The organism is Nostoc sp. 'Peltigera membranacea cyanobiont' 213 (assembly GCF_002245975.1).
Classification (GTDB): Bacteria; Cyanobacteriota; Cyanobacteriia; order Cyanobacteriales; family Nostocaceae; genus Nostoc.
On record NZ_NOLI01000010.1, the window covers coordinates 1 to 22,692 of the forward strand.

Consider the following 22,692-nt stretch of genomic DNA (forward strand, 5'->3'; position numbering starts at 1 on the left):
GGGGGTTGGGGGTGGGGTTCTTGTACCTCACTCAACTGAGAACCGCTATAGCCCAGCGAATGGAATTCGCAGCTACACAGACAAAGCCCAGCGACCTGGGCTAATAGAAAATTAACAATAGGCTTAAGCTTATTGTTTTTAACCCGCGCAGGCGGGTTTTGTGTGTGTAGACGCGGTTTCTAACCGCCCTTTTAACTAAACCCTAACTATTGAATACTCGTCGCTTTCGCCCTAATTAACCAATCGCGATCGCTAGCGCAAATTTCCCGACCGGATGAGTCGCCTAAGCGGTCTAGTGCTAATAAACAAGCATATTTCAAATCCCAAATCGGCGTATTGAGACAAATCTTGAGTTCATGAATTGCTCGCGAATCACCCAATTCACCAAGAGCGATCGCACACGCTGCGCGAGATTTCTGAAACTGGGGTTCGCGGTTGTGTAGGTTTTCTATTAACAAATCGTAAGCGGGAGCGTATTTTAGCCAGCCGAAAAGTTTCATCACATGATAATGAGCGCCATAATCGTTATATGCTTTGTCCCCATAAGTTGTTAGGAGCGCTTGGGATGCTTCTTCTGCATAGATATCTAATAAGGTTTTTGTTGCTAAATAGCAGCGGCCAAAATCGGTTTCGTAGAGTTCGTTAATCACAAAATCTAATACAGGGGTTGCGTCATACTCATGGACTAGATCGAGGTCGTTGGGACGATCGTAAAGTACTTGTTCTAAGTAAGGTTGAATTTCTGTAAAGGTAATTTCACCACTGGGAACGCCTGCATCTAAAAGCATCCGCAAACCTCGCAACCTAAACACCAGAGAGACAGGACAACGAGCAATTTCTGGGATGGCTTTGTAGTAGCGTGCATCAATCAAGTCTTGAATACAACCGCGCCGTGCATTGACGCTGGTACTTTGCAACAGCGCCATCACTTCAGTGATTTGAGAGTAGTCACCGGTAAAACGACAAACCGTAGCGATCGCCGCACTACGCGTAGGTTCATCTTCCACCTGAGTAAATTTATTTACCCGTTCTAAAGACGACTGATAATCAGCATTAGCTAAGGTGTGAATAATTACTCGATAAATTTGACCTGGTTTATCGAGTAGTTGCGCTACTTCTTCAAGAATTTCTGGATCTTTAGTCCCTATTTCCCCGATCGCCCACACGGTATTTTCAACAGTATAAATATCATCATCTTTAAGGCATTGCCGAATTACAGGTAAAGCTGATTCAGCCTGCAATCGTCCTAGACTTTCCACAGCCTTGCGGCGGACAATGCGGTGGTCTAACTCGTCAGGGTTACTGGTTTCAATCGCCCGTACCAAAGCTGCGATCGATTGCTCAGTGGGGAAGTTAATTAGATGGGAAACAGCAATATACTTATCAGAAGCGTCTTCTAGTTGTTCTAATGGTGTATCGATAATTGCGATCGCTTGATCTTCTGTTAGCCCAAACATTTTAAAAAAACGTTTATCCATTGATCTATAAATGGCTTTTGGATAATTGCTCAGAGTTTATGTTTACTATCGTACTAGGGATTGGGTATTGGGCATTGAACCTTGGATGACCAAAATAGCTACTTCGCGTCTACGCAGCCATTTGAGAATGATAAAAACAGAGTATGAATAATTATTTAGATGACTACGAATTTAATAACCTCGATTTTTACAGAAAAAATCATGGGTTACAGCTTTATTACAATTGGTCTGGGGAAATTTTATGGCAAGAAACACCAGACAAGGAAAAAGAAAAATTGTTTTCTATTATTGGGATGAATGCTACCAAAGTATTTCTCAAAACCGATCCTGAACACGGCGAAGTCGGGTATCGCATCAATAGAGAATTGGGTTTATTTTGTCACCCTGACACCCAAGAGATTCTGCACTTTTGGAAATCACCAACAGTAAGTCAACCAGTACCAGTAGTTCACATTGCTAACCGCATTGTCCAAGGGTCAGTCAAACCAAAGAAATTTGTTATACCCAAAGGCAAGGGATATATTACCTCTGTTATGGAAATTCCTTTAGAATACCCGCATCCCTTAGCAGGAGATAGTAAATATTTAGATTATTGCCCTGGAGAAAAGTTTAAGGGAGTTGAGTACTTTATATCAAATACTTGCCGCCCCGATGCAACTGATGTTCCTCCTGCAAAGTGGGCGAGAGACTGTCCTTGGATGCCCTGGATGAAATTAGGATATGCTCATCCAGCTAAATTAAGATTTGAAACAACAATATTTAGAGTAGATTCTTTTGAGCAGCTTCATCCTAGCTTGGTCACGTTGGTAAGAGAAAAAGTACCAATTTATGAGTTCACGCCACCAGAAAGTGATGAGCCGAATATAACAAGTATTCAATACTTTAAGAAAAATTTTGAATCTTACTTACGAGGAGATACTTTCCCACTAGAGGAAACATCTTAAAATAATTGGGAATTGGGAATTGGTAATTAATTTTGAAGATTTCTATCAAAAAGCTTTACCAGTGGTAACGCGATCTGAGAAGATCGGAATATATGTATGTGTCAGCTATAGGAATCATATTTGATTTTTGAACAAAATTAGGTATTGTAGGGTGTGTTAGAACGCAGTTCGTAACGCACCNTCATCAAGGGTTTAATGCGTTACGCTGTCGTTAACACACCCTACCTATCTTTTCAGAAATCAAATACTAGTCCTATATTAGTTAGTTGCCTCTTGCCAATAGTTCAATTTTATGCATTTGCTAAGTGCCGATCTTTAGCGACCAAACAAATACAAACGATAGTCGAACACTGACTACACATCATTTATATAAACACGCATTTAGGAAACAAAAGTTATGGATGAAACCTCAGAATTCACAAAAACCGATAACATAACCCCTCAAGATGTTGCAGAAGTGATTGCAGAACTTGAGCTATATCGGGAACGTCTAGTTCAAGAAACTACAGAAACAGCAAAACGGGCTAAGTTGATGAGAGTAAATGTTATGGCACAACTGGAGCCTGAGCTTGCCAAGATTGATTCTGCCCTCCAAGAACTCCGCAATCAGCAAGCTGCTCTGAGCGCCAATAACTAGTAATCATCTTGATAATTTAGCTAAAAGTCACATGCTCAACTCCAAAACTCAATCCGGGGAGGATTCGTTAAATCTCTCTCAGGCAGAAACTGATGCAATACTAGCAGCAGTCAATGAGCAATTAGGCTTAAACTCCTTCAACCCTGACGATCAACAGCTACTCAAGCAGATGATTGAGAGTATGGGAGACTCACGGGGGATGATTCGGTTGAGTTTTGCAGAGGCGTTGGGTAAAGTTGGGAAACCGGCAACCCCTTTGTTGATGGAAGCTGTAGCAAATCACCCAAACCCAGTTGTCCGCAGAGCCAGCGCCAAAACCCTGACACTCATTGCCGATCCGATCGCAGTTCCCACCTTGGTTAATGCCCTCTTAAATGATGAAGATACGGTGGTTAAAACCTCGGCGGTGGGAGGACTTGCCAAAATCGGTGAGGCAGCTGTGCCAGCATTGCTGCAAATCTTAGCATCAACAGAGTATCCAGAAAGTGCCAAAGGTCATGCAGTATGGGCGCTGGGATTTATTGGGGCAGAAGCGAAGGAGCATTTATATCGAGAAATTAACTCAGACTCGGCTGATGTTCGGGCTGCGGTGGTAGGTGCGATCGCTAAAATCGCTGAAGAAGGCACTGAAGAGGGAGCATTTCAAATCCTGGTAAACGCCCTCACGGATTCATCCCCAATGGTGCGGTGTGAAGCGGCATCTGCTTTGGGCAGCCTAGCTTATCAACCAGCGATTCCGAATCTGGTGGAGTTACTGCATCATCCCGATTGGGAAACCCGAAAAGCGGCGGCTCTGGCATTGATGAAAATTGGCGATCGCACTGCCTTAGAACCCCTGCAAGCCGCACTAACCGATGAAGAGGAAGTAGGAGTTAAGGCAGTGATTGAGTTAGCGATTTCTCAAATTGAGAAACAGTCAGAAGAAGATTCTTGGTAATGACCCTTACGCCTAACGCTTCCCTATCACAAAACATAATTACGAATTACGAATTACGAATTACGAATTATTTAAGAGCGATCGCTCTTTTATCTTTTATATTTAATCACCTGATCTAATCGGGGCAAAGCACTCACTGCTGATTCACGAATGTATGGATCAACAGATTCATCATTTGTCAATGCCGTCAGCACTTCCACACCTCGGATATCACCCATCGAACCGAATGCATTGACGATCGCCACAGCCACTGCAACATTATCTATTGTTTTTAAAGCTTCAGCTAAAATCTCAAAGGCAGGAGAACCAATTTCACCTAGCGCCATTACTGATGCAATATAGACAACGGCATTTGGATCGTTGAGCGCTGTTTTCAATCCCTGTAAGCCTTCATCTGGAAAAGGAACATCTGGATGGTTAGCAGCAATCTGTGCCAGAGCCTTAGCACAACTACCCCGAATAGTCGCATTCTCGCTATTTACTAATGACTCTACCAGTGACGGGACAGCATCTACACCAATAGCACCCAGTGCCTTCACCGCAGCTCGACGGTAAGTCACATCTTCTTCATCCAAAATACCCATCAGGCGAGGAATGGTATTTTCATCCCGAACCTCAGCCAGTTCCCACATAGCTCGTTCCCGCAGATTGGGGTTGGGGTGTTTCAACTGTTCAAATAGAGAATCTATTGTCATAAAATAAAATTTCCCGGTTGAAATCACCCAAATTCAATTACGAATTACGAATTACGAATTACGAATTAGTAACAACTGAGGGACTCTTGGTCAATTACTCAACCAGATACAGGCAAAGCAACAGACTGAGAGTCCCTGAGTTTTAGAGGATGACGATCGCTCGTCTACGTCTAGTCAATTCCTATTACTATGAAAGGGAGTTGATTACGTAGTCGAGAAGAGCGCGGAACTCAACCAACGCTTGAGGAGACAAGTCACGAGGAGAGCAAGCGCGATCGCGAGTGTAAGTCAACGCGGTAACGTAAGGAGCTGTGGGCAGACCCAAAGAGCGATAAACTTCACGAGCACCTGCAATACCCCACTCATCTAGAGGGCCAGTACCGCCCACAACTAAGCTGTAGTTGATCAAGCGTAGGTAGTGCTTGATGTCGCGGAGGCACTTGTCTTTCTTGACTTGGGTAGCGCCAGCTTCGCCTTCTTGGGTGAGGTAAGGATATTTCTTGAAGGCAGCATCATAAGCTTCCTTCGCTACGTTATCGATACCAGTAGCTAGCTTTTCAGCAGCTTCTAGACGAGCAGTAGCACGTTGAATGCTACCTTGAACGGATTCTAGATCGGAGGTGGTTGGAAAACGACCTGCTGCATCAGCAGAGCCAATAACCGTAGTGATAACTGATTTCATTGCTTTTTATACTCCAGATTAGATTTGATCGAGTTCTAATTTCAGTTTGCTTGGCTAATAGCCTTTAGCCATGAGCTATTAGCTCAGAGCAGAAATAACGCGATCGAAGTAGCTAGCAGCTTCAGCAGCTAGAGCAGAGCAGTCGCCTTGAGGAGTGTCCAATTTACGGAATCTCTTGCCAGCGTTAGCTTCAGTGTTGGTGTTTGTGATGTGAGCGACGCTGATAGCCTTCAAGATTTGGAAAGCGCGTACAGACGATCCGGTTGGTACGCCCAAAGCTGTGTAGGTTTCTTTCAGACCGTTCAAAGCGCGATCGTCTAATACGGAAGAATCACCAGCCAATAGTGCATAAGTTACGTAGCGCAGAACGATTTCAGCATCACGTAGGCAAGCAGCCATGCGGCGAGTGGGGTATAAGTTACCACCAGCTTGAAGCAAACCTGTGTTTTCACAAGCAATCCCAGCGATCGCATCAGAAACCGCACAGCTAGCGTTGCTGGCGATCGCATTCACTGCATCAAGGCGCTTGTTGCCTTCAGAAATGAAAGACTTAAGGGCTGCCAAGTCATTACCACCGATAGGAGCGGTTTTGGCATCAGCCGCAATTACAGCTCTAGAAAAAGCATCAAGAACCATGAGTTCTCCTTAATATTCACAAATGGCGGATATTATTTTTGGCGTGTTCTCGATCAGATTAACTGTGAGTAGCCAAACAAAAACATAGGGGATCGGTAGTACCCTAGTCTTTACTATGAGAGACAAAGTAATAATCTGTAATATTTAATTTGGGGATTGGAGATTGGATATGGGGTATTGCATTAGTTATTCTTCCTCATCTCCTCTGCCTTCTCTGAACCTCTAGCTATTGTGCCTAATACTTCTCCACAAAATACTGCATCAAGGGTAAAGCTCAGTATAAGTACTCAAAAAACTAAGACCTACGCACTTCAATGAAACTCTCTCACTGCGTAAGTCTTAAGGAAAAGATATTCTTTTTTTTTACTCGATCAAGCTTGCTTTAGGAGATGTTTGACCAAATTATCTTTTACCATCATCTGCCGTAAAACTTCTAATAAAAATTCCTGAGCTTCTTGTTGAGTCAAGTTCTTTACCTGGTCTTTCAAGTTCTTTAAGCGAAACTGTTGTTCTAAGGTTAGTTCGACTGGAAAATCCATCATTCACTCCTCTGATTGACTGGATCGAAGGTATTTGTTGTTACTGCTAATGTGAAGACGATCGCTTTCTACTAGTTTAGCACTGAGATATTAAACTGTCTACATTGTCAAGCTATGAAGAACAAGACTCATAAAAATTTACAATTACATAGTAACATCTCCATCTCACCCTTTGTAAGGAGTTTGTTGAAGCCGATCGCTAATCGCTGTAATGTTTAGAATGTTTGTATACCAATAACTGTAAAAAGAAAAAACAAGGTCAACATCATCCGCAGGAGTCATAAGTAGGAGTCAGAAGATTGATAGACGCAATGGAATTTTTCCAGCTAAGTGCTGGTAAGTGGCGATCGCAACGGGCAACTCATCATTTGGCATTCAAGCGCTCAGAAACGGGAGAATCGGATATACAGGTAGAAACTCTGGAAGCCAATCATCCAGAAATCATTGAACTGTGTCAGTATCATGAAATTGACCCCAGCCTTTCAGTAGGAGGGTCGCGTGTGCGTTGGCTAGGCACAATGGCTTGGGATAGAGAGGGTGAAGATAACCATCAGGGAAAAACCATATTTGCGATCGTGCCTGATGGCGATAACCCAAGGTCCGGCAAATTACTCCGCGAAAGAGGCTATGCCGAGATTGTGCCTGTAGTCGGTCTTTTTCACATGGATGATGAAGATGGACTAGTGTTGACAACCGAATACGAAACAATGAGTTCCATTGAGAGATTCTGGTTCGCCAGCCCAAATATGCGAATGCGAACCAGTACGGTAAAACGGTTTGGTGGTTTCAGTACAGCATCGTTTTGTACTGAAAGCCGCATTGAGAATTCTGTTGAGGTTTCCAACACAGAACAGGTAACAGAAAGAGTTGGGCAGGATGTTCTGGAAAAAAGACAGTTTTATTCAGTTTTGGGCTGGTGAATTATCTCAAGCAGAGCAATGCTTTTATTCGTGGGCAAGATTACCTGCATCGGGTGCAGGGACTTGCCCTAGAGCCGGGGATGGTGAATGTGTTTGATAACCTGCGCGATCGCATCCCCATTTGTACTTGGATTGGCGAAAATATTAACACCGTTAACGCTCAGATCAACGCCTATCTAGAAGTTTGTCATGAGTGCTTTCATCCGCAAGAGCGTCGCCACATCCAGATTTTTGCAGTCCCCATAGCTCAATCTTTTGGTATAGACGGGCTGTGTAATATTCTTACAAATCCGATCACTATTTTGGTAGATGTTGGCCGAGTTGCACCTAAAGACTGGTTTGGTGTAGTCGTCCACGAATACGCCCATGCTCATGTAGGAGACTTTGGTCACAATCAGCAGTTTGCTAACATCCTATCTCATCTATGTTTAGGACTAGGATTACAACCACCCTACTGGGAGGCAGGAATGGAAGCAACTTTGCGTAGTTGGCCTTACTGTAAGTCAACCATAGATCCCCTGCAATTTTGGATAGGTCTTTGAGGAGGAAGGGGGCAGAGGAGCAGAAGGAATAATCAATGCCCAATGCCCAATGCCCAATTCCCAATTCCCAATCCTTCATTAATTTCTTTTGCTGAATGTTAAATTTTATTGCTTCAGTTAAAAAAAGTGAAACTCAATCTTCTAATCTGAAATATGTGAATAAAATTTTTTAGTAATTTACGGTAACTATTAAGCTGGAAGTTGCACTACATTTTATTGATTAGTTATGGGTTAAATCCAGTGCGCTAATCGTTTTTCATACCAAATACTTAAATCACCCTTAGTTAAGTTTCGTGAAATTTTATCAGAATCTGAGGTTCTGATACAACTACTCCCTTAATATGTGATTTAAAGTTGTTAACTTTAATTAAGAACATGGAGGCTTTAGAATGGCAATTCCTCTGTTAGAATATGAACCTTCAAGTCAAAACCAGCGTGTCGCTGGATATGAAGTACCGGGTGATGAACAGCCGAGGATTTTTACTACAGACAATATCCTGTCTCCATCAGATTTAGGCGATTTGATCGAAGCAGCATATCGTCAACTTTTCTTTTATGCTTTTGCTGCCGATCGCGAAACATATTTAGAGTCTCAACTCCGTAATGGACAAATTACAGTACGGGACTTTGTTCGTGGATTAGTGCTTTCCGATACCTTTAAGAGAAGTTTCTACGACCTCAACAATAATTATCGCTTTGTTGAGCAGGTAATTCAGCGCGTTCTAGGACGCGACCCATACAACGAGCGCGAAAAAATTGCTTGGTCAATTGTGGTCGCTACCAAAGGTATTAGAGGCTTTGTTGATGAAGTTCTCAACACTGAAGAGTACCTGAGCAATTTTGGATACTCCACAGTGCCCTATCAACGCCGTCGGATACTACCATCTCAATCTGCGGGTGAGTTGCCATTTAACATCAAATCTCCGCGATACGAAGATTACCACCGTGCTAAACTGGGCTTCCCCCAAATCATTTGGCAGGTCGAAGTACGCAGATTCCTTCCACAAGAGCAAAAGCCAAAAGCTGGCGATCCAGCTCTGTTTTTGTCTATGGCACAAAGTGTCAATGCAACTGGCAATACACCACAAAGAATCTCGTCATTCAACATCGATATCGAAAAGTCTGTACCTTATCGCCAGTTAGCTGGAATTAAGTAACAATTTTTTGGTCGGCGGCTGTCTAAGCTAATCGCTTTGATCGTTTTATAGCGTGCATAAGTCTTGGGTTATGTAGGAGTTTCATTTAGATTTAACTAATGAAACAGACTCTATCCCATTTCTAATGCACGCTAGTTGTTATTGGGAATTGGGAATTGGGAATTGGGAATTGGGAATGGTTTTTTGTTAATACCCAATGTCTGTAAAATAGCGTTATTTTTAGGCGCGGGATGAGGCTAAAGTGTAGTTCGTTTTTTTAACATCTCCAAAAGTTTTGTAAATTGGGTGGGAAGGGTAGCTGTCACCTCAATCATTTCCCCAGAGGTGGGATGCTGCAATCTTAGTCGCCAAGCGTGGAGTGCTTGACCGGTCAAATTTACGCCCACTGAATGACCAGAACTATAAACTGGGTCGCCAACGATGGGATGACCCATTTTAGCACTGTGGACGCGGATTTGATGGGTGCGTCCAGTTTCTAGTTGGAAGCGGATTAAGGTGAAGTTACCGAGGCGTTCTAGTACTTGCCAATGAGTGACGGCAGATCGTCCGCCTTGTTCAATAGACATAATAGCCATTTTCTTGCGGTCTTGTGGATGGCGACCAATGGGTAAGTCTATTGTGCCATTTTCACCTTTTGGCGCACCGTAAACCACACCCAAGTATTCTCTGCGTGCGGTTTTAGCTTTGAGTTGGGCTTGTAAATGATGATGGGCAACTTCTGTTTTTGCGATCGCGATCGCTCCCGTTGTATCCTTATCCAATCGATGGACGATTCCCGGACGTTGGACTCCGCCAATTCCTGGTAAATTGGGACAATGAGCCAACAAAGCATTTACCAGCGTGCCATCTGGATGTCCGGGTGCGGGATGGACAACTAAACCTGCGGGTTTGTTGAGAATGAGTAATTGGTCATCTTCGTAGAGAATATCTAAAGGGATATCTTCTGCTAGCAGTTCTAGGGGTTGTGCTTCTGGTATTTCCAGAGTGATGCGATCGCCTAGCTTGACATTGATTTTCTTAGAAGTGCAAACTTTATCATTAAGTTGGACATTACCCTGTTCGATTAACTGTTGGATACGCGAACGGGATAAATCTGGTAATTCTTGGGAAAGGAAACGGTCAATGCGATCGCCTTTAGTGTCGGTGCAGTGTATCGTATTACTGGAGGGAAGTAGGCTAAGTGCTGCATCCTCTATATCAGAAGAGAAGCGATCGCCCTTGGTATTGGTGCTGCGATCGCTATTTTCTTGGATTTGTAAATTAAATTCGGTCACAATTGCTCTAGATTATTAATTCCCCGTTCTTTAAGTAAAGCGCGGAATCCCTTAGACTTGTTTATATAGCCGCGAATTTTATTCACCCTGACTATCTTCTATCTGTTCTCTTACCCATTGTCGAAACCCTTTAAGTGCTGAACTCATTCCTGTCGTTCGCGCCATTTCCACAAATCGGGGAATTAGTTCAATGATAGGAAAATTAGGAAATGTGGCGCTTGTGAGAGACTTTACATATTGCTCACATTGCAGCAAGCTAATTTCTAAATTTTTGTTTTCATATCGCCAAATTTCAGGTACTTTTAACGCCTGATATGCGCTAATTTGGGTTTTCGAGGTGACATCAATTTCAATCGCCAAATCAGGAGGAGGATCAACTGTTAAGTCAATCCTGTCTTTCCCTATCATTAGCTTATAGTTTTGAATATAAAAACAATCATCAGGTTCAATACCTGCACTTATATCTTTTCGCTTAAAAGTAGTTGAACCTAAAGATTCCCAATTCAAATCGAGTTCATCTAGCAAGGCTTTCACTAAGTCTCCGATGATTACCTTAACTCGTTCATGTTCTGGTAATGGAGCCATAATTTCTAGCGTTCCTTCGCTGTATGCTACTCGACTCCCGCGATGTTCTCCTAACTCGTTGAGAATTGCTTCAAATACTTGCCAACTCACATCTTCCAGGATTATTCTTTGCCCTGGTGGAACTCGAATTTGTCTGAGTTGAAGAGTAACCATAAGATGTTAGTTGTTAAATAACTTTATTTTTACTCAAATTTGAAATGAGCGAAAAGGGAATTTTTTCAAATTCGATGTATTTAAGGGCTAATTGTACAAAATTGCCGGTTTTCGAGACGTGATAAATCGCCGTCTCTACAAGTGTTTTGGTCTTATCTGAACTGTATTACCCCAATTCTCTCCTCCTCCGTGTCCTCCGCGCCTCTGCGGTTCGTCAATCTAAATTTATAACTTCTTGCGGTAACTCAAATAAACCATCTCCTCCAGCTTCAAAATAAATCACCTGATACACAGCATCAATATTTAACTCACCATAAATATGAGGAAATAATTCGCCTATTTCAGCAGGTTCATAGCGAATTTCAGCTTGTGCTTTATCAGAATCAATAAAAAGTATTACCAATTCTTTTTGGTTATCAAAAAATCTCTTTGCAACCTTGAGTATTTGCGTTGACTTGGAACAATGTATAAAACCTTCACTCTCTAGCGAATCAGCGCGATAGCTACCGAGTATTTTCGCGTCTTCCCATTGTTGGCGTTTGGTGATGTGGAGGATGGTGTTCATGTTGCTTCTGCTTGTATCATTTTACGAATATCATCTAAAGGCGATTCAGGTTCATCTGGTTCATCAGAACAAAAATCAAGACATAATTTATATTTATCTTTGGTTGCATTTGATATGTATATTTGAATTTTTAGTTTACCTTTCTGCCACCCTTGACCGTTAATTTTAAGTATCTGGCAATCTGTAACCAAATTAAATTTAATTTCATCTATTTTGATAGTCTCTTGACTAAAAGATAGTTGCTGGAAAAATGCAGGAATTGAAGTGATAGCTTTTTGAGTCGAGTAATCATGAACACCATGATTTTCCCACTTGCTGCAAATCTGTTGCAGAACTAATTCCTTTAATCTGCTAACTTTAAAAGTATCTTTCTGCAAGAGCAAAACATCATCATCACAGTCTAGAGTAATTAGTTTATTATTCATATCAATTTTAGACTGGACAATACCAGCTTGATAATATAAGCTTACTCCCAGCTTATTCTGTAATTTTATTGATATCAAGCTAGTGAAAATACCTAAATACTATGAATTTGTTGGAATACATACATCTGGCGCACATAACCCAATAAACTCTAGGGTTGTTACCTCAAACGTATTCAAATCTACACGGCGGATGGCGTGGTTATTAGTATCAGCAATATATAGATATGAATCTATAATACTCAATCCCGAAGGTTCAAAAAAGCGGCTATTCTTACCTTGACCATTTTGTAAACCAGCAAAACCATCTCCCAAAACTGTTTGACAATTGCCACTGGGACTAACTAATTTAATTTTATGATTATATGTATCCGCCACCCACAGAAAATTATCAGCATATTCCACTCCTAAACAGTGTTGTAAACGAACATCTTCACCTTGTCCATCGACATCGCCAAAACCAAATAAACCGCCACTACCGCAAACAGTTCGCACTTGGTACGGTTGTACAATTCTCACACCACGAATTGAACTAACTTCACTGTCAGCAATATATAATTCTTGCCCATTATTAGTAATACCGCTAGGTTGAGCAAAAGCAGATTCACCAAGCGAACCATCAATACACGCTTCTGCACCAATACCAGCATAAGTTTTGATGATGCCGGTTTCTAAATCCATTTGCCAAATTTGATGCGGCCCAGCCATTGCAATAAACAGAGTATTTCCCACTTTTACTAAATCCCAAGGGGAATTCAGCGCGGTTTCTAAACCAGCACCGCCATGAGGATTGATATTGTGGCTTTGTTCACCAGTTCCTGCGATCGCTTCCACAACTTGACGCTTTAAATCAACTCGCCGCAGGGTATGATTTTCTGTATCAGCCACATAAAGAATTTGATTTTCTACATCATAAGCCATTCCCTGTGGTGCAAAAAACTGCGCTTCATTAAAAGCACCATCGGTTAAGCCAGATTTTCCAGTACCAATCAAGTGCAGAATTTCACCATCGAAGCTACTCATAATCAGGCGATGATGTCCAGAATCAGCGATGAATAAACCCGCTTGGGTAGCTAAGACTTTACCAGGAAAAGCTAGAGGTGTAATTAATGGTTGACGCTGTTTTTCTAAAGTCAAGCTAAGTTCTTGAAAATTAATCGTGCCTTTATTTTGGTGTTGCTGAATTAACTTTTGAATCAACTCCTCTAAAGTGTCACGGTTTCCTTCTCCAGCAATTTGACCAATTACGTAACCTTCTGGATCGATAATTATTAAAGTAGGCCAAGCACGGACAGCATATTCTTCCCAAAGTCGAAAATTGCTGTCAACTATAACTGGGTGTTCAATGTCGTAGCGCAGAATAGCTTGGCGGATATTTTCTGTTTCTTTTTCATTTTCAAATTTGGCAGAGTGGACACCGATAACGGTAAGGCTATCTTTATATTTATGTTCTAAATATTTCAGGTTTGGCAGAATATGTAAACAGTTGATACAGCAGTATGTCCAAAAATCTAAAATTATGACTCTACCCTTGAACTGTTTAAGAGACAAAGGTTTATCGGTATTGAGCCAAGAGTAATCTTGCGGTAATTGAGGCGCTCTAACACGGGGAAGCATAATAATTCGTAATTCGTAGTTCGTAATTCGTAATTAATAATTGAATCTGGGTGTATCTGTTGTGAAAGGACTTGAAAAATTAACTACTACGGAGTTATTAGCTTGGGTAGAACAAGCTAAAATTCAGGCTAAACAGGGACGAGTTATCGATCGCATTCCCCAATTATCTTTAGCCGATCCTGGTTTGTTTGCAGTTCAAATCTGCTGTAAATCGGGGAAAAGTATCAGCTTTGGGGATAGAGCTTGTATTTTCCCGCTAATGAGCGTTATTAAGACATTTTCCCTACTTTATCTGCTAGAACATTTTGGTGCAGAAACAGTTTTTGGCTGGGTTGGGGTGCAACCATCGGATGCACCCTTCAATTCTTTAGAACAATTAGTTAGCGATCGCGGCCGCCCCCGCAACCCGATGATTAATAGTGGGGCAATTACTCTTGCTGATAAGTTACCAGGAAAGGACGCTAGCCAACGCACTTTTTTATTTTGTCAATGGCTCAACCAATTAGCAGGTTGCCAACTATGGTTAGATGAGGTGATGCTGGCTTCAGTAAGATTAACCCGTTCAACAGCCAATGAAGCGATCGCTAATTATCTCGCCCAAGTCGGTCATCTAGAAAATATTGAAACACCACTTGACACTTACGAGCAAATATGCTGTATTTCTGGGCAAGTTGAAGATTTAGCTCTGTTAGGAAAACTCTTAGCTTTTGACAATGGCTGTATATCACCACAAAATCGCCGAATTGTCAATGCTGTGATGTCAATTTGTGGACTTTATGAAGCTTCTGCTCAGTTTGCAGTCAGAGTTGGTTTACCGATGAAATCAGGGATTGGTGGTGGACTTATAGCAATAGTACCAGGTGAGGGAGCGATCGCTTGTTACAGTCCTAGTTTGGATAATATCGGAAATCCTGTAGGTGCGATCGCATTTGTCGAGGTTTTGGCACAAGAATTACAGTTGAGTGTCTTTGGTTAATTCCGGTTTTTCTGCTTCAGAGCGTTTATTTTAGTAGTACTTAACGCCGTCTGCAACTTTCTCTCAGACCTAACCCCCAACCCCTTCCCTACAAGGGAAGGGGAGCAAGAATCAAAGCCTCTCTCCCTGTGGGGGAGAGGAATGGAAGTGGGGTTCTAAAGATAAGTTGCACATCGCGTTACTTATACAACAATTTAGCCAAAACCCTGATTTAAAGTAGGGGCAATTCATGAATTGCCCTACAAGATGTTATTTAAGTAACGGCGTTGATTCTTCAGCAGTTGGTGTTACCTCTGGCTGTCGTTCTAGTGCAGGAGACTCAATAATCTCTGGCAGCGTGGGTGGCAAACTCGGAGATGGCGCAACCGTTACTTCTGGAGTAGGTGTCTTGCTCGTTCGACGCTGGAAAAATCCGCCAAATCTAGATTTTGTTGGCTGAGGCGGAACTTTTTCAGGTAGTGGCGTTGATTCAAGAGTTGGTTTTACCTCTGGCTGTACCTCTGGTATTGGCGTAATTATTTCTGGTACAGGAGACTCAATAATCTCTGGTAGCGTGGGTGGCAAACTCGGAGATGGCTCAACTGTGACTGGTGGAGTAGGTTTCTTACCAGCCTGACGGTTAAAAAATCCGTCAACTTTAGGTTTAGTTGGCTGAGGGTTAACTTTTTCAGGTAGCGGCGTTGATTCAGGAGTTGGCGTAATTATTTCTGGTAGTGTCGGGGATAAGGTAGGAGATGGTACAGCCGTTGGAACTTCCAATTTTGGTTGTTCTGGTTGTGTTTTGGATTCTTTCGGAACTTCAGTTTCAGGAATGGGCTGTTTTTCTACCTTCGGTTGTATTTGGGGTGTTTTTTCAACAGAAGGCGTAGGTGTGAGTTTATAATTCTGGTCTACAATGCCGCGCACTTCATTTGCTGTGAGTTCTCCTCTCACAATTTTCGACAAAGTATCTTTACCCTTTGGTTCATAGTCAATGACTCTGACTGTGGTATTAAAGGCATTTTTGAGAGGATTTCCCTGATTATCGAGAAATTCTAGCTTTATCCAGTTTTTACCAGCTTGGAAGCCTTTCAGATAAACTGCTTGCCAGCGATCGAAAACAAAGCTTTCACCATTAATTGTGACGCGGATGCGCCAATCACTAAATCCCTCGTTAGTGTTTTCCTTCAGGGCGAGGTGCAGGGGAGCATTAGTTAGATAAAAGTCCAATAAAATTGGCTCTTCCCCGTAGCTACTTTGAGGACGGCTGTAAGTTAGCAGGGGTAACTTGGGATCTGGGTTATTGTCGTCGGTTTTGGTAAAGACGTGAAATGTTGTCTGGGCATAAGCGCCTTCATTCTTAAAGCTTTCATTCCAAGGACGAGAAGCAAAGACACGCAGAGTATGAGTACCTGGAGACAACTCTGGCAAAACCAAGGGTTGATTCAGGTCGTAAACAGGAATATAAGGTTGATTATCCAGAATTACATGGAGATGCGGCCCCAGTTGTAATTGTGGATCTTTAAATATTGGTAGATCCTTAACCTGAAAACTAGCTGTAACTTTGTTATTTTGGAAAACTTCATCTGGTTTAGGAGTCACAATTGCCACTTGTGGCTGATAAACTTCCAAACTTGGACGCAGTGCTTGGATAACAGATGGTGGGGAGACTTCCGAAAATTGCTTTGAAACTTGAGAAATCTGTGGAGTGTCTTCTCTATATACAGTAGATACTTCCTGGCTATCGGCTTTCTCACCACAACTGGTCAAGCTTAATACCAGCACCAATGTCATAATCCACCTAAGAATCGGGAACCTCTCAGCGAGGAACTTCTCTAACACCCTTTTCTGCCACGAGTTCATGCGTTGCACCCAGTGATAGTCTTCGACAATTGACAGATTATTTTCGCTCAAACTGTCCATCTGGCACTATAGCCCAAAAGGTGAAATCTACCTCACATCCCCTAAGTTTTCCTCTATCTATTTCAGTAAATTTTAAAACAAGTCATACCTTTTACAGCTTTTTACTTACAACAATGGAAATATGACACAAATGTTCATAAGTAATAGCAGTAAAAGCTGTAAGCCAAGTGCATACAGCAAAATCATAAAACTTCCCAATTGTTATTCTTTGTAAATTAAAATGGTTAATCTCTTGACTTTTAGGCAAACACTTTGAAGTTAAAAGGCAGATTAGACGGTAATTTCAGCAATATTCCACGAAGTTTGAATTATTGTTAAAATATCTCCAACAAAGTGTAGGTGAAGACTCTATAATTCAACGAGAAACAACTATCCACATAGGGTCTTCATCGCGGCTTCAGTGAAATTCTGAGTATGCGGTAATGGTTCACTTTGTGGTATTCATGATTCCTCATTCCTTATCAAGAGAGGAGGTCAAATGACAATAAGTCCTCCGGAGCGAGAGGAAAAGAAGGCAAGAGTAATCGTCGATAACGATCCGGTTCCAACCTCATTCGAGAGATGGGCGCAACCTGGACACTTTGACAGATCCTTAGCCAGAGGTCCCAAAACCACCACATGGATTTGGAACCTGCACGCACTCGCCCATGATTTCGATACACATACAAGCGATTTAGAAGACATATCCCGCAAGATATTCTCAGCCCACTTCGGCCACCTGGCTGTAGTGATGGTTTGGTTGAGCGGGATGATTTTCCACGGCGCGAAGTTTTCTAACTACGAAGCTTGGCTAAGTGACCCGTTAAACGTTAAGCCTAGCGCTCAAGTCGTTTGGCCTATTGTTGGGCAAGACATTTTAAACGGTGATGTTGGCGGTGGTTTCCACGGCATTCAAATCACCTCCGGTTTGTTCCAAGTATGGCGTGGTTGGGGGATTACAAACTCCTTCCAGCTTTACTGCACTGCGATCGGTGGCTTGGTATTAGCAGGCTTATTCCTATTTGCCGGCTGGTTCCACTACCACAAACGCGCTCCTAAACTGGAATGGTTCCAGAATGTGGAGTCGATGCTGAATCACCACTTGCAAGTATTGCTAGGTTGTGGTTCCTTGGGATGGGCAGGTCACTTAATCCACGTGTCCAATCCGACCAACAAGCTTTTGGATGCAGGTGTTGCTCTCAAAGACATCCCCTTGCCCCACGAGTTCATCTTGAACAAAGACTTGTTGACCGAGTTGTATCCCAGCTTTGCTGCTGGTTTAGCACCTTTCTTCACCTTGAATTGGGGTCAGTATGCTGACATCCTTACCTTCAAGGGCGGTCTGAACCCAGTAACTGGTGGCTTGTGGATGAGTGACATTGCTCATCACCACTTAGCGATCGCAGTTCTCTTTATCGTTGCTGGTCATCAGTACCGTACCAACTGGGGTATTGGTCACAGCATTAAAGAGATCCTCGAAAACCACAAAGGTCCTTTCACTGGTGAAGGTCACAAAGGTCTCTACGAAAACCTGACCACATCTTGGCACGCTCAATTGGCTACTAACCTAGCCTTCTTGGGTTCACTGACCATCATCATCGCGCATCACATGTACGCGATGCCCCCCTATCCATACTTGGCAACTGATTACGCTACGCAGTTGTGCATATTCACACACCATATGTGGATCGGTGGCTTCTTGATTGTTGGTGGAGCGGCTCACGCTGCTATCTTCATGGTGCGGGATTACGATCCTGTTGTGAACCAAAACAACGTACTGGATCGGGTGATTCGTCACCGCGACGCGATTATTTCTCACCTGAACTGGGTATGTATTTTCCTCGGCTTCCATAGCTTTGGACTTTACATCCACAACGACACAATGCGCGCATTGGGTCGTCCTCAAGACTTGTTCTCTGATACAGGGATTCAATTGCAGCCAGTATTTGCCCAGTGGATACAAAATATCCACGCCTTGGCTCCTGGTACAACTGCACCTAATGCCCTAGAACCAGTTAGTTATGTCTTTGGCGGCGGTATTTTGGCTGTTGGCGGAAAAGTGGCAGCTGCACCCATTGTTTTGGGCACAGCCGACTTCCTAATTCACCACATTCACGCCTTCACAATTCACGTCACCGTCCTAATTCTGCTCAAAGGTGTGCTGTACGCCCGTAGCTCTCGTCTGATTCCAGACAAAGCAAACTTGGGCTTCCGCTTCCCCTGCGACGGGCCTGGTCGTGGCGGTACTTGTCAAGTGTCTGGTTGGGATCACGTATTCCTCGGACTCTTCTGGATGTACAACTCCATATCAATTGTAATTTTCCACTTCAGCTGGAAGATGCAATCAGATGTCTGGGGAACCGTAGATGCAGATGGTACTGTGACTCACATCACTGGTGGTAACTTTGCCCAAAGTGCTATTACCATCAACGGTTGGTTGCGGGACTTCTTGTGGGCACAAGCTACACAAGTCATCAATTCCTATGGCAGCGCGCTATCTGCCTATGGTCTACTCTTCTTAGGCGCTCACTTTGTCTGGGCATTCAGCTTGATGTTCCTGTTCAGTGGTCGCGGCTACTGGCAAGAACTAATTGAGTCCATAGTTTGGGCGCATAACAAACTGAAGGTAGCTCCAGCAATTCAGCCTCGCGCTCTGAGCATTATTCAGGGTCGGGCTGTAGGGGTAGCTCACTACCTCTTAGGAGGAATTGCCACCACTTGGGCATTCTTCCATGCACACATCCTTTCAGTAGGGTAGCAATCAGTTATTGAGTACTGAGGACTGAGTGCTGAGTCAAAACTCAGAACTCAGGACTCAGAACTCAGGACTCTAGACGCTGATATTTGATGGCTAAAGGTCAGAGGATTTATTAAACCTATGGCGACAAAATTTCCGAAATTTAGCCAGGATCTCGCACAGGACCCGACGACTCGTCGGATATGGTATGCGATCGCTACAGGCAACGATTTTGAAACCCATGATGGCATGACGGAAGAAAATCTTTACCAAAAGATTTTCGCAACTCACTTCGGTCACTTGGCAATCATCTTCCTGTGGGCATCCAGCCTCCTGTTCCACGTAGCCTGGCAAGGTAACTTCGAACAGTGGATTAAAGATCCCCTTCACATCCGTCCCATCGCCCATGCGATTTGGGATCCCCACTTTGGTAAACCAGCGATCGAAGCTTTTACCCAAGCGGGCGCTAGTAATCCGGTAAACATTACCTACTCTGGTCTCTACCATTGGTGGTATACCATCGGTATGCGGAATAACGGCGAACTGTACAACGGTTCAGTTTTCTTGCTGGTATTCGCTGCTGTACTACTGTTTGCTGGTTGGTTGCACTTGCAACCCAAGTACCGTCCTAGCTTGGCATGGTTTAAGAGCGCTGAACATCGCCTTAACCACCACTTAGCAGGTTTGTTTGGTGTTAGTTCATTGGCTTGGGCTGGTCACTTAATTCACGTTGCTGTCCCCGAATCTCGCGGTCAGCACGTAGGTTGGGATAACTTCCTCAACACCCCACCTCACCCAGCTGGTTTGACACCATTCTTTACAGGCAACTGGGGTGTTTACTCTGAAAACCCTGACACTCTTGGACATGTATTTGGGACATCTCAAGGTGCAGGAACTGCAATTCTAAGTTTCTTGGGTGGCTTCCATCCTCAGACAGAAGCTTTGTGGTTGACTGACATCGCTCATCACCACTTAGCGATCGCAGTTTTATTCATCGTTGCCGGTCACATGTACCGGACAAACTTTGGGATTGGTCACAGTCTCAAAGAAGCATTAAATGCCAAGAGTTTCTTCGGCATTCCTGTTGAAGGCCCGTTCAACTTACCTCACCAAGGTATCTACGACACCTACAACAACTCCTTGCACTTCCAATTGGGTTGGCACTTAGCAGCGCTAGGTGTTGTAACCTCCCTGGTAGCGCAACACATGTACTCCATGCCTTCCTACGCATTTATTGCGAAGGACTACACAACCCAGGCAGCATTGTACACGCATCACCAGTATATTGCTGGATTCCTGATGCTTGGTGCTTTTGCTCACGGTGCAATCTTCTGGGTACGTGACTACGACCCAGAGCAAAATAAAGGTAACGTTCTTGACCGCGTGCTGAAGCACAAAGAAGCGATTATTTCCCACCTCAGCTGGGTATCACTTTTCTTAGGCTTCCACACCCTTGGTCTGTACGTACACAACGACGTAGTAGTTGCTTTCGGTACTCCTGAAAAGCAAATCTTGATTGAGCCAGTATTTGCTCAATTCGTCCAAGCTGCAAACGGTAAAGTACTTTACGGTTTAGATGCTTTGCTATCTAACCCAGATAGTATTGCTTACACAGCATGGCCTAACTACGCTAACGTTTGGCTTCCAGGCTGGTTAGATGCCATCAATGCTGGTACTAACTCCCTGTTCTTGACAATTGGCCCTGGCGACTTCTTGGTACACCATGCGATCGCTTTAGGTCTGCACACCACCACCTTGATCTTGGTCAAAGGTGCTTTGGATGCCCGTGGTTCTAAGCTGATGCCCGATAAAAAGGACTTCGGCTATGCCTTCCCTTGCGACGGCCCCGGTCGTGGCGGTACTTGCGATATCTCAGCTTGGGATTCCTTCTACCTAGCTACATTCTGGATGCTCAACACGCTTGGTTGGGTTACGTTCTACTGGCATTGGAAACATCTAGGTATTTGGCAAGGCAACGTAGCTCAGTTCAATGAGAACTCTACATATCTCATGGGCTGGTTCCGCGATTACCTCTGGGCTAACTCCGCTCAGTTGATTAACGGTTACAACCCTTACGGCGTGAATAACCTGTCTGTCTGGGCTTGGATGTTCTTATTTGGACACCTAGTTTGGGCTACTGGCTTCATGTTCTTAATCTCCTGGAGAGGTTACTGGCAAGAGTTGATTGAAACCCTTGTTTGGGCACACGAACGCACTCCTCTAGCTAACCTAGTTCGCTGGAAAGACAAGCCCGTGGCTCTGTCTATTGTTCAAGCTCGTGTAGTTGGTCTAGCTCACTTCACTGTTGGCTACATCGTAACTTACGCCGCGTTCTTGATTGCTTCTACGGCTGGTAAGTTCGGTTAATTCGGCTGCTAGTTTTGTAGATAAGTAATAAAAATCCCCTGCCGCAAGGTGGGGGATTTTTACATAAAATTGGCTATTGTTGACTGGTGTATACTCTCTGGAGTAGGAATTAATGTATTTGGTAAAATTATTATTGATTTACTAGAATAAAGTTATGTTAAAAAGGGGTATGAGTTTTTAAGCAAACCATTTACCAGTCCTGCACAGTTTTCTAGTTATTTTCTGTATTAGGTTGTTGTAGTGCGATAGGGGCAATATGGAAGAACAGCAAATCCCAGACAGATATAAGCCTGGGTTCAAGCAACTCTTAAGCATCGACAGCAAAACTGTAGAAAAATTAATTAATGCTTTGAGGCAAGCCTCGCCCTCGCTACTTATTGAGGATTTAGCATCAGCAGTGGCTTCGCAGGTTCAGGTTTTGACTGTAGAAGAAGTAGTAGATATCATAGAAGCCTTAATTTCCTTATACAACTTCCGAGATTACACTGGTACATCTATAGATGATTTAGTAAAGAGCATCAGTCAAGCTGTTCAGGATGATGAAGAACTTCCAGATATTTCTGACAAACAAAAACAAGAACTTGAGCAGCGATTGACTACTTTTTTAGAGTTTGACGGGGTACTTAGTGTTACCTCTAAAGCAATCGAAGTTATACGGGATCATGAACGTGTATTTACACGTTCTCGTGTTCTTACTGATATGCGTCCCATCTTTGAATCAGACTTAGAAAAAGGGCCAGCCGGTATAGCAATAGTTCATATGCTCAAAATTGAGTATGCAGATTCAGACAGGAAACACGAGTTTTTTGTAGCCTTAGATTCAATAGATTTAGAGCAATTACGTGAACAATTAGATAGAGCAGATAGAAAAGCAAAAGCTATCGAGTTAATGCTAAATCAAGCAAATATTACATTCTTAAATTATCGGGACGTAGAGTAAAGGTTAGA

General features: G+C 43.2%; 21 protein-coding genes. 10 read left to right on the plus strand and 11 right to left on the minus strand.

The features are described 5' to 3' along the window. Nucleotides 1-206 precede the first annotated feature (206 nt). Nucleotides 207-1,478, minus strand: a complete 1,272-nt coding sequence (locus CDG77_RS04760; RefSeq protein WP_094328265.1) for a HEAT repeat domain-containing protein — start codon at nt 1,476-1,478, stop codon at nt 207-209. A gap of 143 nt (nt 1,479-1,621) precedes the next feature. Between CDG77_RS04760 and CDG77_RS04765 the strand changes: the two genes are divergently transcribed. The 3 genes from CDG77_RS04765 (at nt 1,622) to CDG77_RS04775 (ending at nt 3,996) form a co-directional block, all read left to right on the plus strand. Beyond that, nucleotides 1,622-2,422 (plus strand): DUF1838 family protein, encoded by an 801-nt coding sequence (locus CDG77_RS04765; protein ID WP_094328266.1) that lies wholly within the window; start codon nt 1,622-1,624, stop codon nt 2,420-2,422. A 397-nt stretch (nt 2,423-2,819) separates the two neighbouring features. Continuing rightward, entirely contained in the window at nt 2,820-3,059 is a 240-nt protein-coding gene (locus CDG77_RS04770; protein WP_094328267.1) for a hypothetical protein, read from the plus strand. Between the two features lie 31 nt (nt 3,060-3,090). Further along, a complete protein-coding gene (locus tag CDG77_RS04775; protein ID WP_094328268.1) occupies nt 3,091-3,996 on the plus strand; it encodes a HEAT repeat domain-containing protein in 906 nt (301 codons plus the stop codon). Between the two features lie 89 nt (nt 3,997-4,085). Here the strand turns inward: CDG77_RS04775 and CDG77_RS04780 are convergent, their stop codons facing one another. The 4 genes from CDG77_RS04780 to CDG77_RS04795 form a co-directional block, all read right to left on the minus strand. Next, a complete protein-coding gene (locus tag CDG77_RS04780; RefSeq protein WP_094328269.1) occupies nt 4,086-4,691 on the minus strand; it encodes a HEAT repeat domain-containing protein in 606 nt (201 codons plus the stop codon). Nucleotides 4,692-4,878: 187 nt separating this feature from the next. Continuing rightward, the gene (locus CDG77_RS04785; RefSeq protein ID WP_094328270.1) at nt 4,879-5,373 is read right to left on the minus strand and encodes a bleomycin hydrolase; all 495 of its coding nucleotides are present in this window, start codon (nt 5,371-5,373) and stop codon (nt 4,879-4,881) included. Nucleotides 5,374-5,451: 78 nt separating this feature from the next. Next, nucleotides 5,452-6,009: a bleomycin hydrolase gene (locus CDG77_RS04790; RefSeq protein ID WP_094328271.1), complete on the minus strand. Its 558-nt coding sequence runs from the start codon at nt 6,007-6,009 to the stop codon at nt 5,452-5,454. Between the two features lie 371 nt (nt 6,010-6,380). Beyond that, nucleotides 6,381-6,551: an NblA/ycf18 family protein gene (locus CDG77_RS04795; RefSeq protein WP_223269709.1), complete on the minus strand. Its 171-nt coding sequence runs from the start codon at nt 6,549-6,551 to the stop codon at nt 6,381-6,383. A gap of 299 nt (nt 6,552-6,850) precedes the next feature. Here CDG77_RS04795 and CDG77_RS04800 point away from each other — a divergent pair, with 299 nt between their 5' ends. The 3 genes from CDG77_RS04800 to CDG77_RS04810 all read left to right on the plus strand — a co-directional run bounded on the left by CDG77_RS04800 (nt 6,851) and on the right by CDG77_RS04810 (nt 9,167). Continuing rightward, entirely contained in the window at nt 6,851-7,468 is a 618-nt protein-coding gene (locus tag CDG77_RS04800; protein ID WP_094328329.1) for a phycobiliprotein lyase, read from the plus strand. Next, nucleotides 7,465-8,010: a hypothetical protein gene (locus CDG77_RS04805; protein ID WP_094328273.1), complete on the plus strand. Its 546-nt coding sequence runs from the start codon at nt 7,465-7,467 to the stop codon at nt 8,008-8,010. Before CDG77_RS04800 ends, CDG77_RS04805 begins: the two co-directional genes overlap by 4 nt. A gap of 389 nt (nt 8,011-8,399) precedes the next feature. Then, nucleotides 8,400-9,167: a phycobilisome rod-core linker polypeptide gene (locus CDG77_RS04810; RefSeq protein ID WP_094328274.1), complete on the plus strand. Its 768-nt coding sequence runs from the start codon at nt 8,400-8,402 to the stop codon at nt 9,165-9,167. Between the two features lie 236 nt (nt 9,168-9,403). On the opposite strand, the gene CDG77_RS04815 is transcribed toward CDG77_RS04810, so the two are convergent. From CDG77_RS04815 to CDG77_RS04835, 5 genes are all read right to left on the minus strand, one after another. Continuing rightward, nucleotides 9,404-10,321 (minus strand): RluA family pseudouridine synthase, encoded by a 918-nt coding sequence (locus tag CDG77_RS04815; protein ID WP_094328330.1) that lies wholly within the window; start codon nt 10,319-10,321, stop codon nt 9,404-9,406. A 198-nt stretch (nt 10,322-10,519) separates the two neighbouring features. Beyond that, a complete protein-coding gene (locus CDG77_RS04820; RefSeq protein ID WP_094328275.1) occupies nt 10,520-11,179 on the minus strand; it encodes a Uma2 family endonuclease in 660 nt (219 codons plus the stop codon). Between the two features lie 214 nt (nt 11,180-11,393). After that, nucleotides 11,394-11,744, minus strand: a complete 351-nt coding sequence (locus tag CDG77_RS04825) for a DUF952 domain-containing protein (protein ID WP_094328276.1) — start codon at nt 11,742-11,744, stop codon at nt 11,394-11,396. After that, nucleotides 11,741-12,169, minus strand: coding sequence for a KGK domain-containing protein (locus CDG77_RS04830; protein ID WP_094328277.1), 429 nt, complete (start codon nt 12,167-12,169; stop codon nt 11,741-11,743). Before CDG77_RS04830 ends, CDG77_RS04825 begins: the two co-directional genes overlap by 4 nt. A 99-nt stretch (nt 12,170-12,268) precedes the next feature. Continuing rightward, nucleotides 12,269-13,783, minus strand: a complete 1,515-nt coding sequence (locus CDG77_RS04835) for a thioredoxin-like domain-containing protein (protein ID WP_094328278.1) — start codon at nt 13,781-13,783, stop codon at nt 12,269-12,271. 61 nt (nt 13,784-13,844) lie between these two features. Between CDG77_RS04835 and CDG77_RS04840 the strand changes: the two genes are divergently transcribed. Continuing rightward, a complete protein-coding gene (locus CDG77_RS04840) occupies nt 13,845-14,759 on the plus strand; it encodes a glutaminase (protein ID WP_094328331.1) in 915 nt (304 codons plus the stop codon). Nucleotides 14,760-15,008: 249 nt separating this feature from the next. Here CDG77_RS04840 and CDG77_RS04845 read toward each other — a convergent pair whose 3' ends face one another. Then, entirely contained in the window at nt 15,009-16,601 is a 1,593-nt protein-coding gene (locus CDG77_RS04845) for a hypothetical protein (protein WP_094328332.1), read from the minus strand. Between the two features lie 538 nt (nt 16,602-17,139). Between CDG77_RS04845 and psaA the strand changes: the two genes are divergently transcribed. The 3 genes from psaA to CDG77_RS04860 all read left to right on the plus strand — a co-directional run bounded on the left by psaA (nt 17,140) and on the right by CDG77_RS04860 (nt 22,684). Further along, nucleotides 17,140-19,398: a photosystem I core protein PsaA gene (gene psaA / locus CDG77_RS04850; protein WP_094328279.1), complete on the plus strand. Its 2,259-nt coding sequence runs from the start codon at nt 17,140-17,142 to the stop codon at nt 19,396-19,398. Nucleotides 19,399-19,518: 120 nt separating this feature from the next. After that, the gene (gene psaB, locus CDG77_RS04855) at nt 19,519-21,744 is read left to right on the plus strand and encodes a photosystem I core protein PsaB (protein ID WP_094328280.1); all 2,226 of its coding nucleotides are present in this window, start codon (nt 19,519-19,521) and stop codon (nt 21,742-21,744) included. Nucleotides 21,745-22,000: 256 nt separating this feature from the next. Further along, nucleotides 22,001-22,684 (plus strand): hypothetical protein, encoded by a 684-nt coding sequence (locus tag CDG77_RS04860; protein WP_094328281.1) that lies wholly within the window; start codon nt 22,001-22,003, stop codon nt 22,682-22,684. The last annotated feature ends 8 nt before the right edge of the window (nt 22,685-22,692 follow it).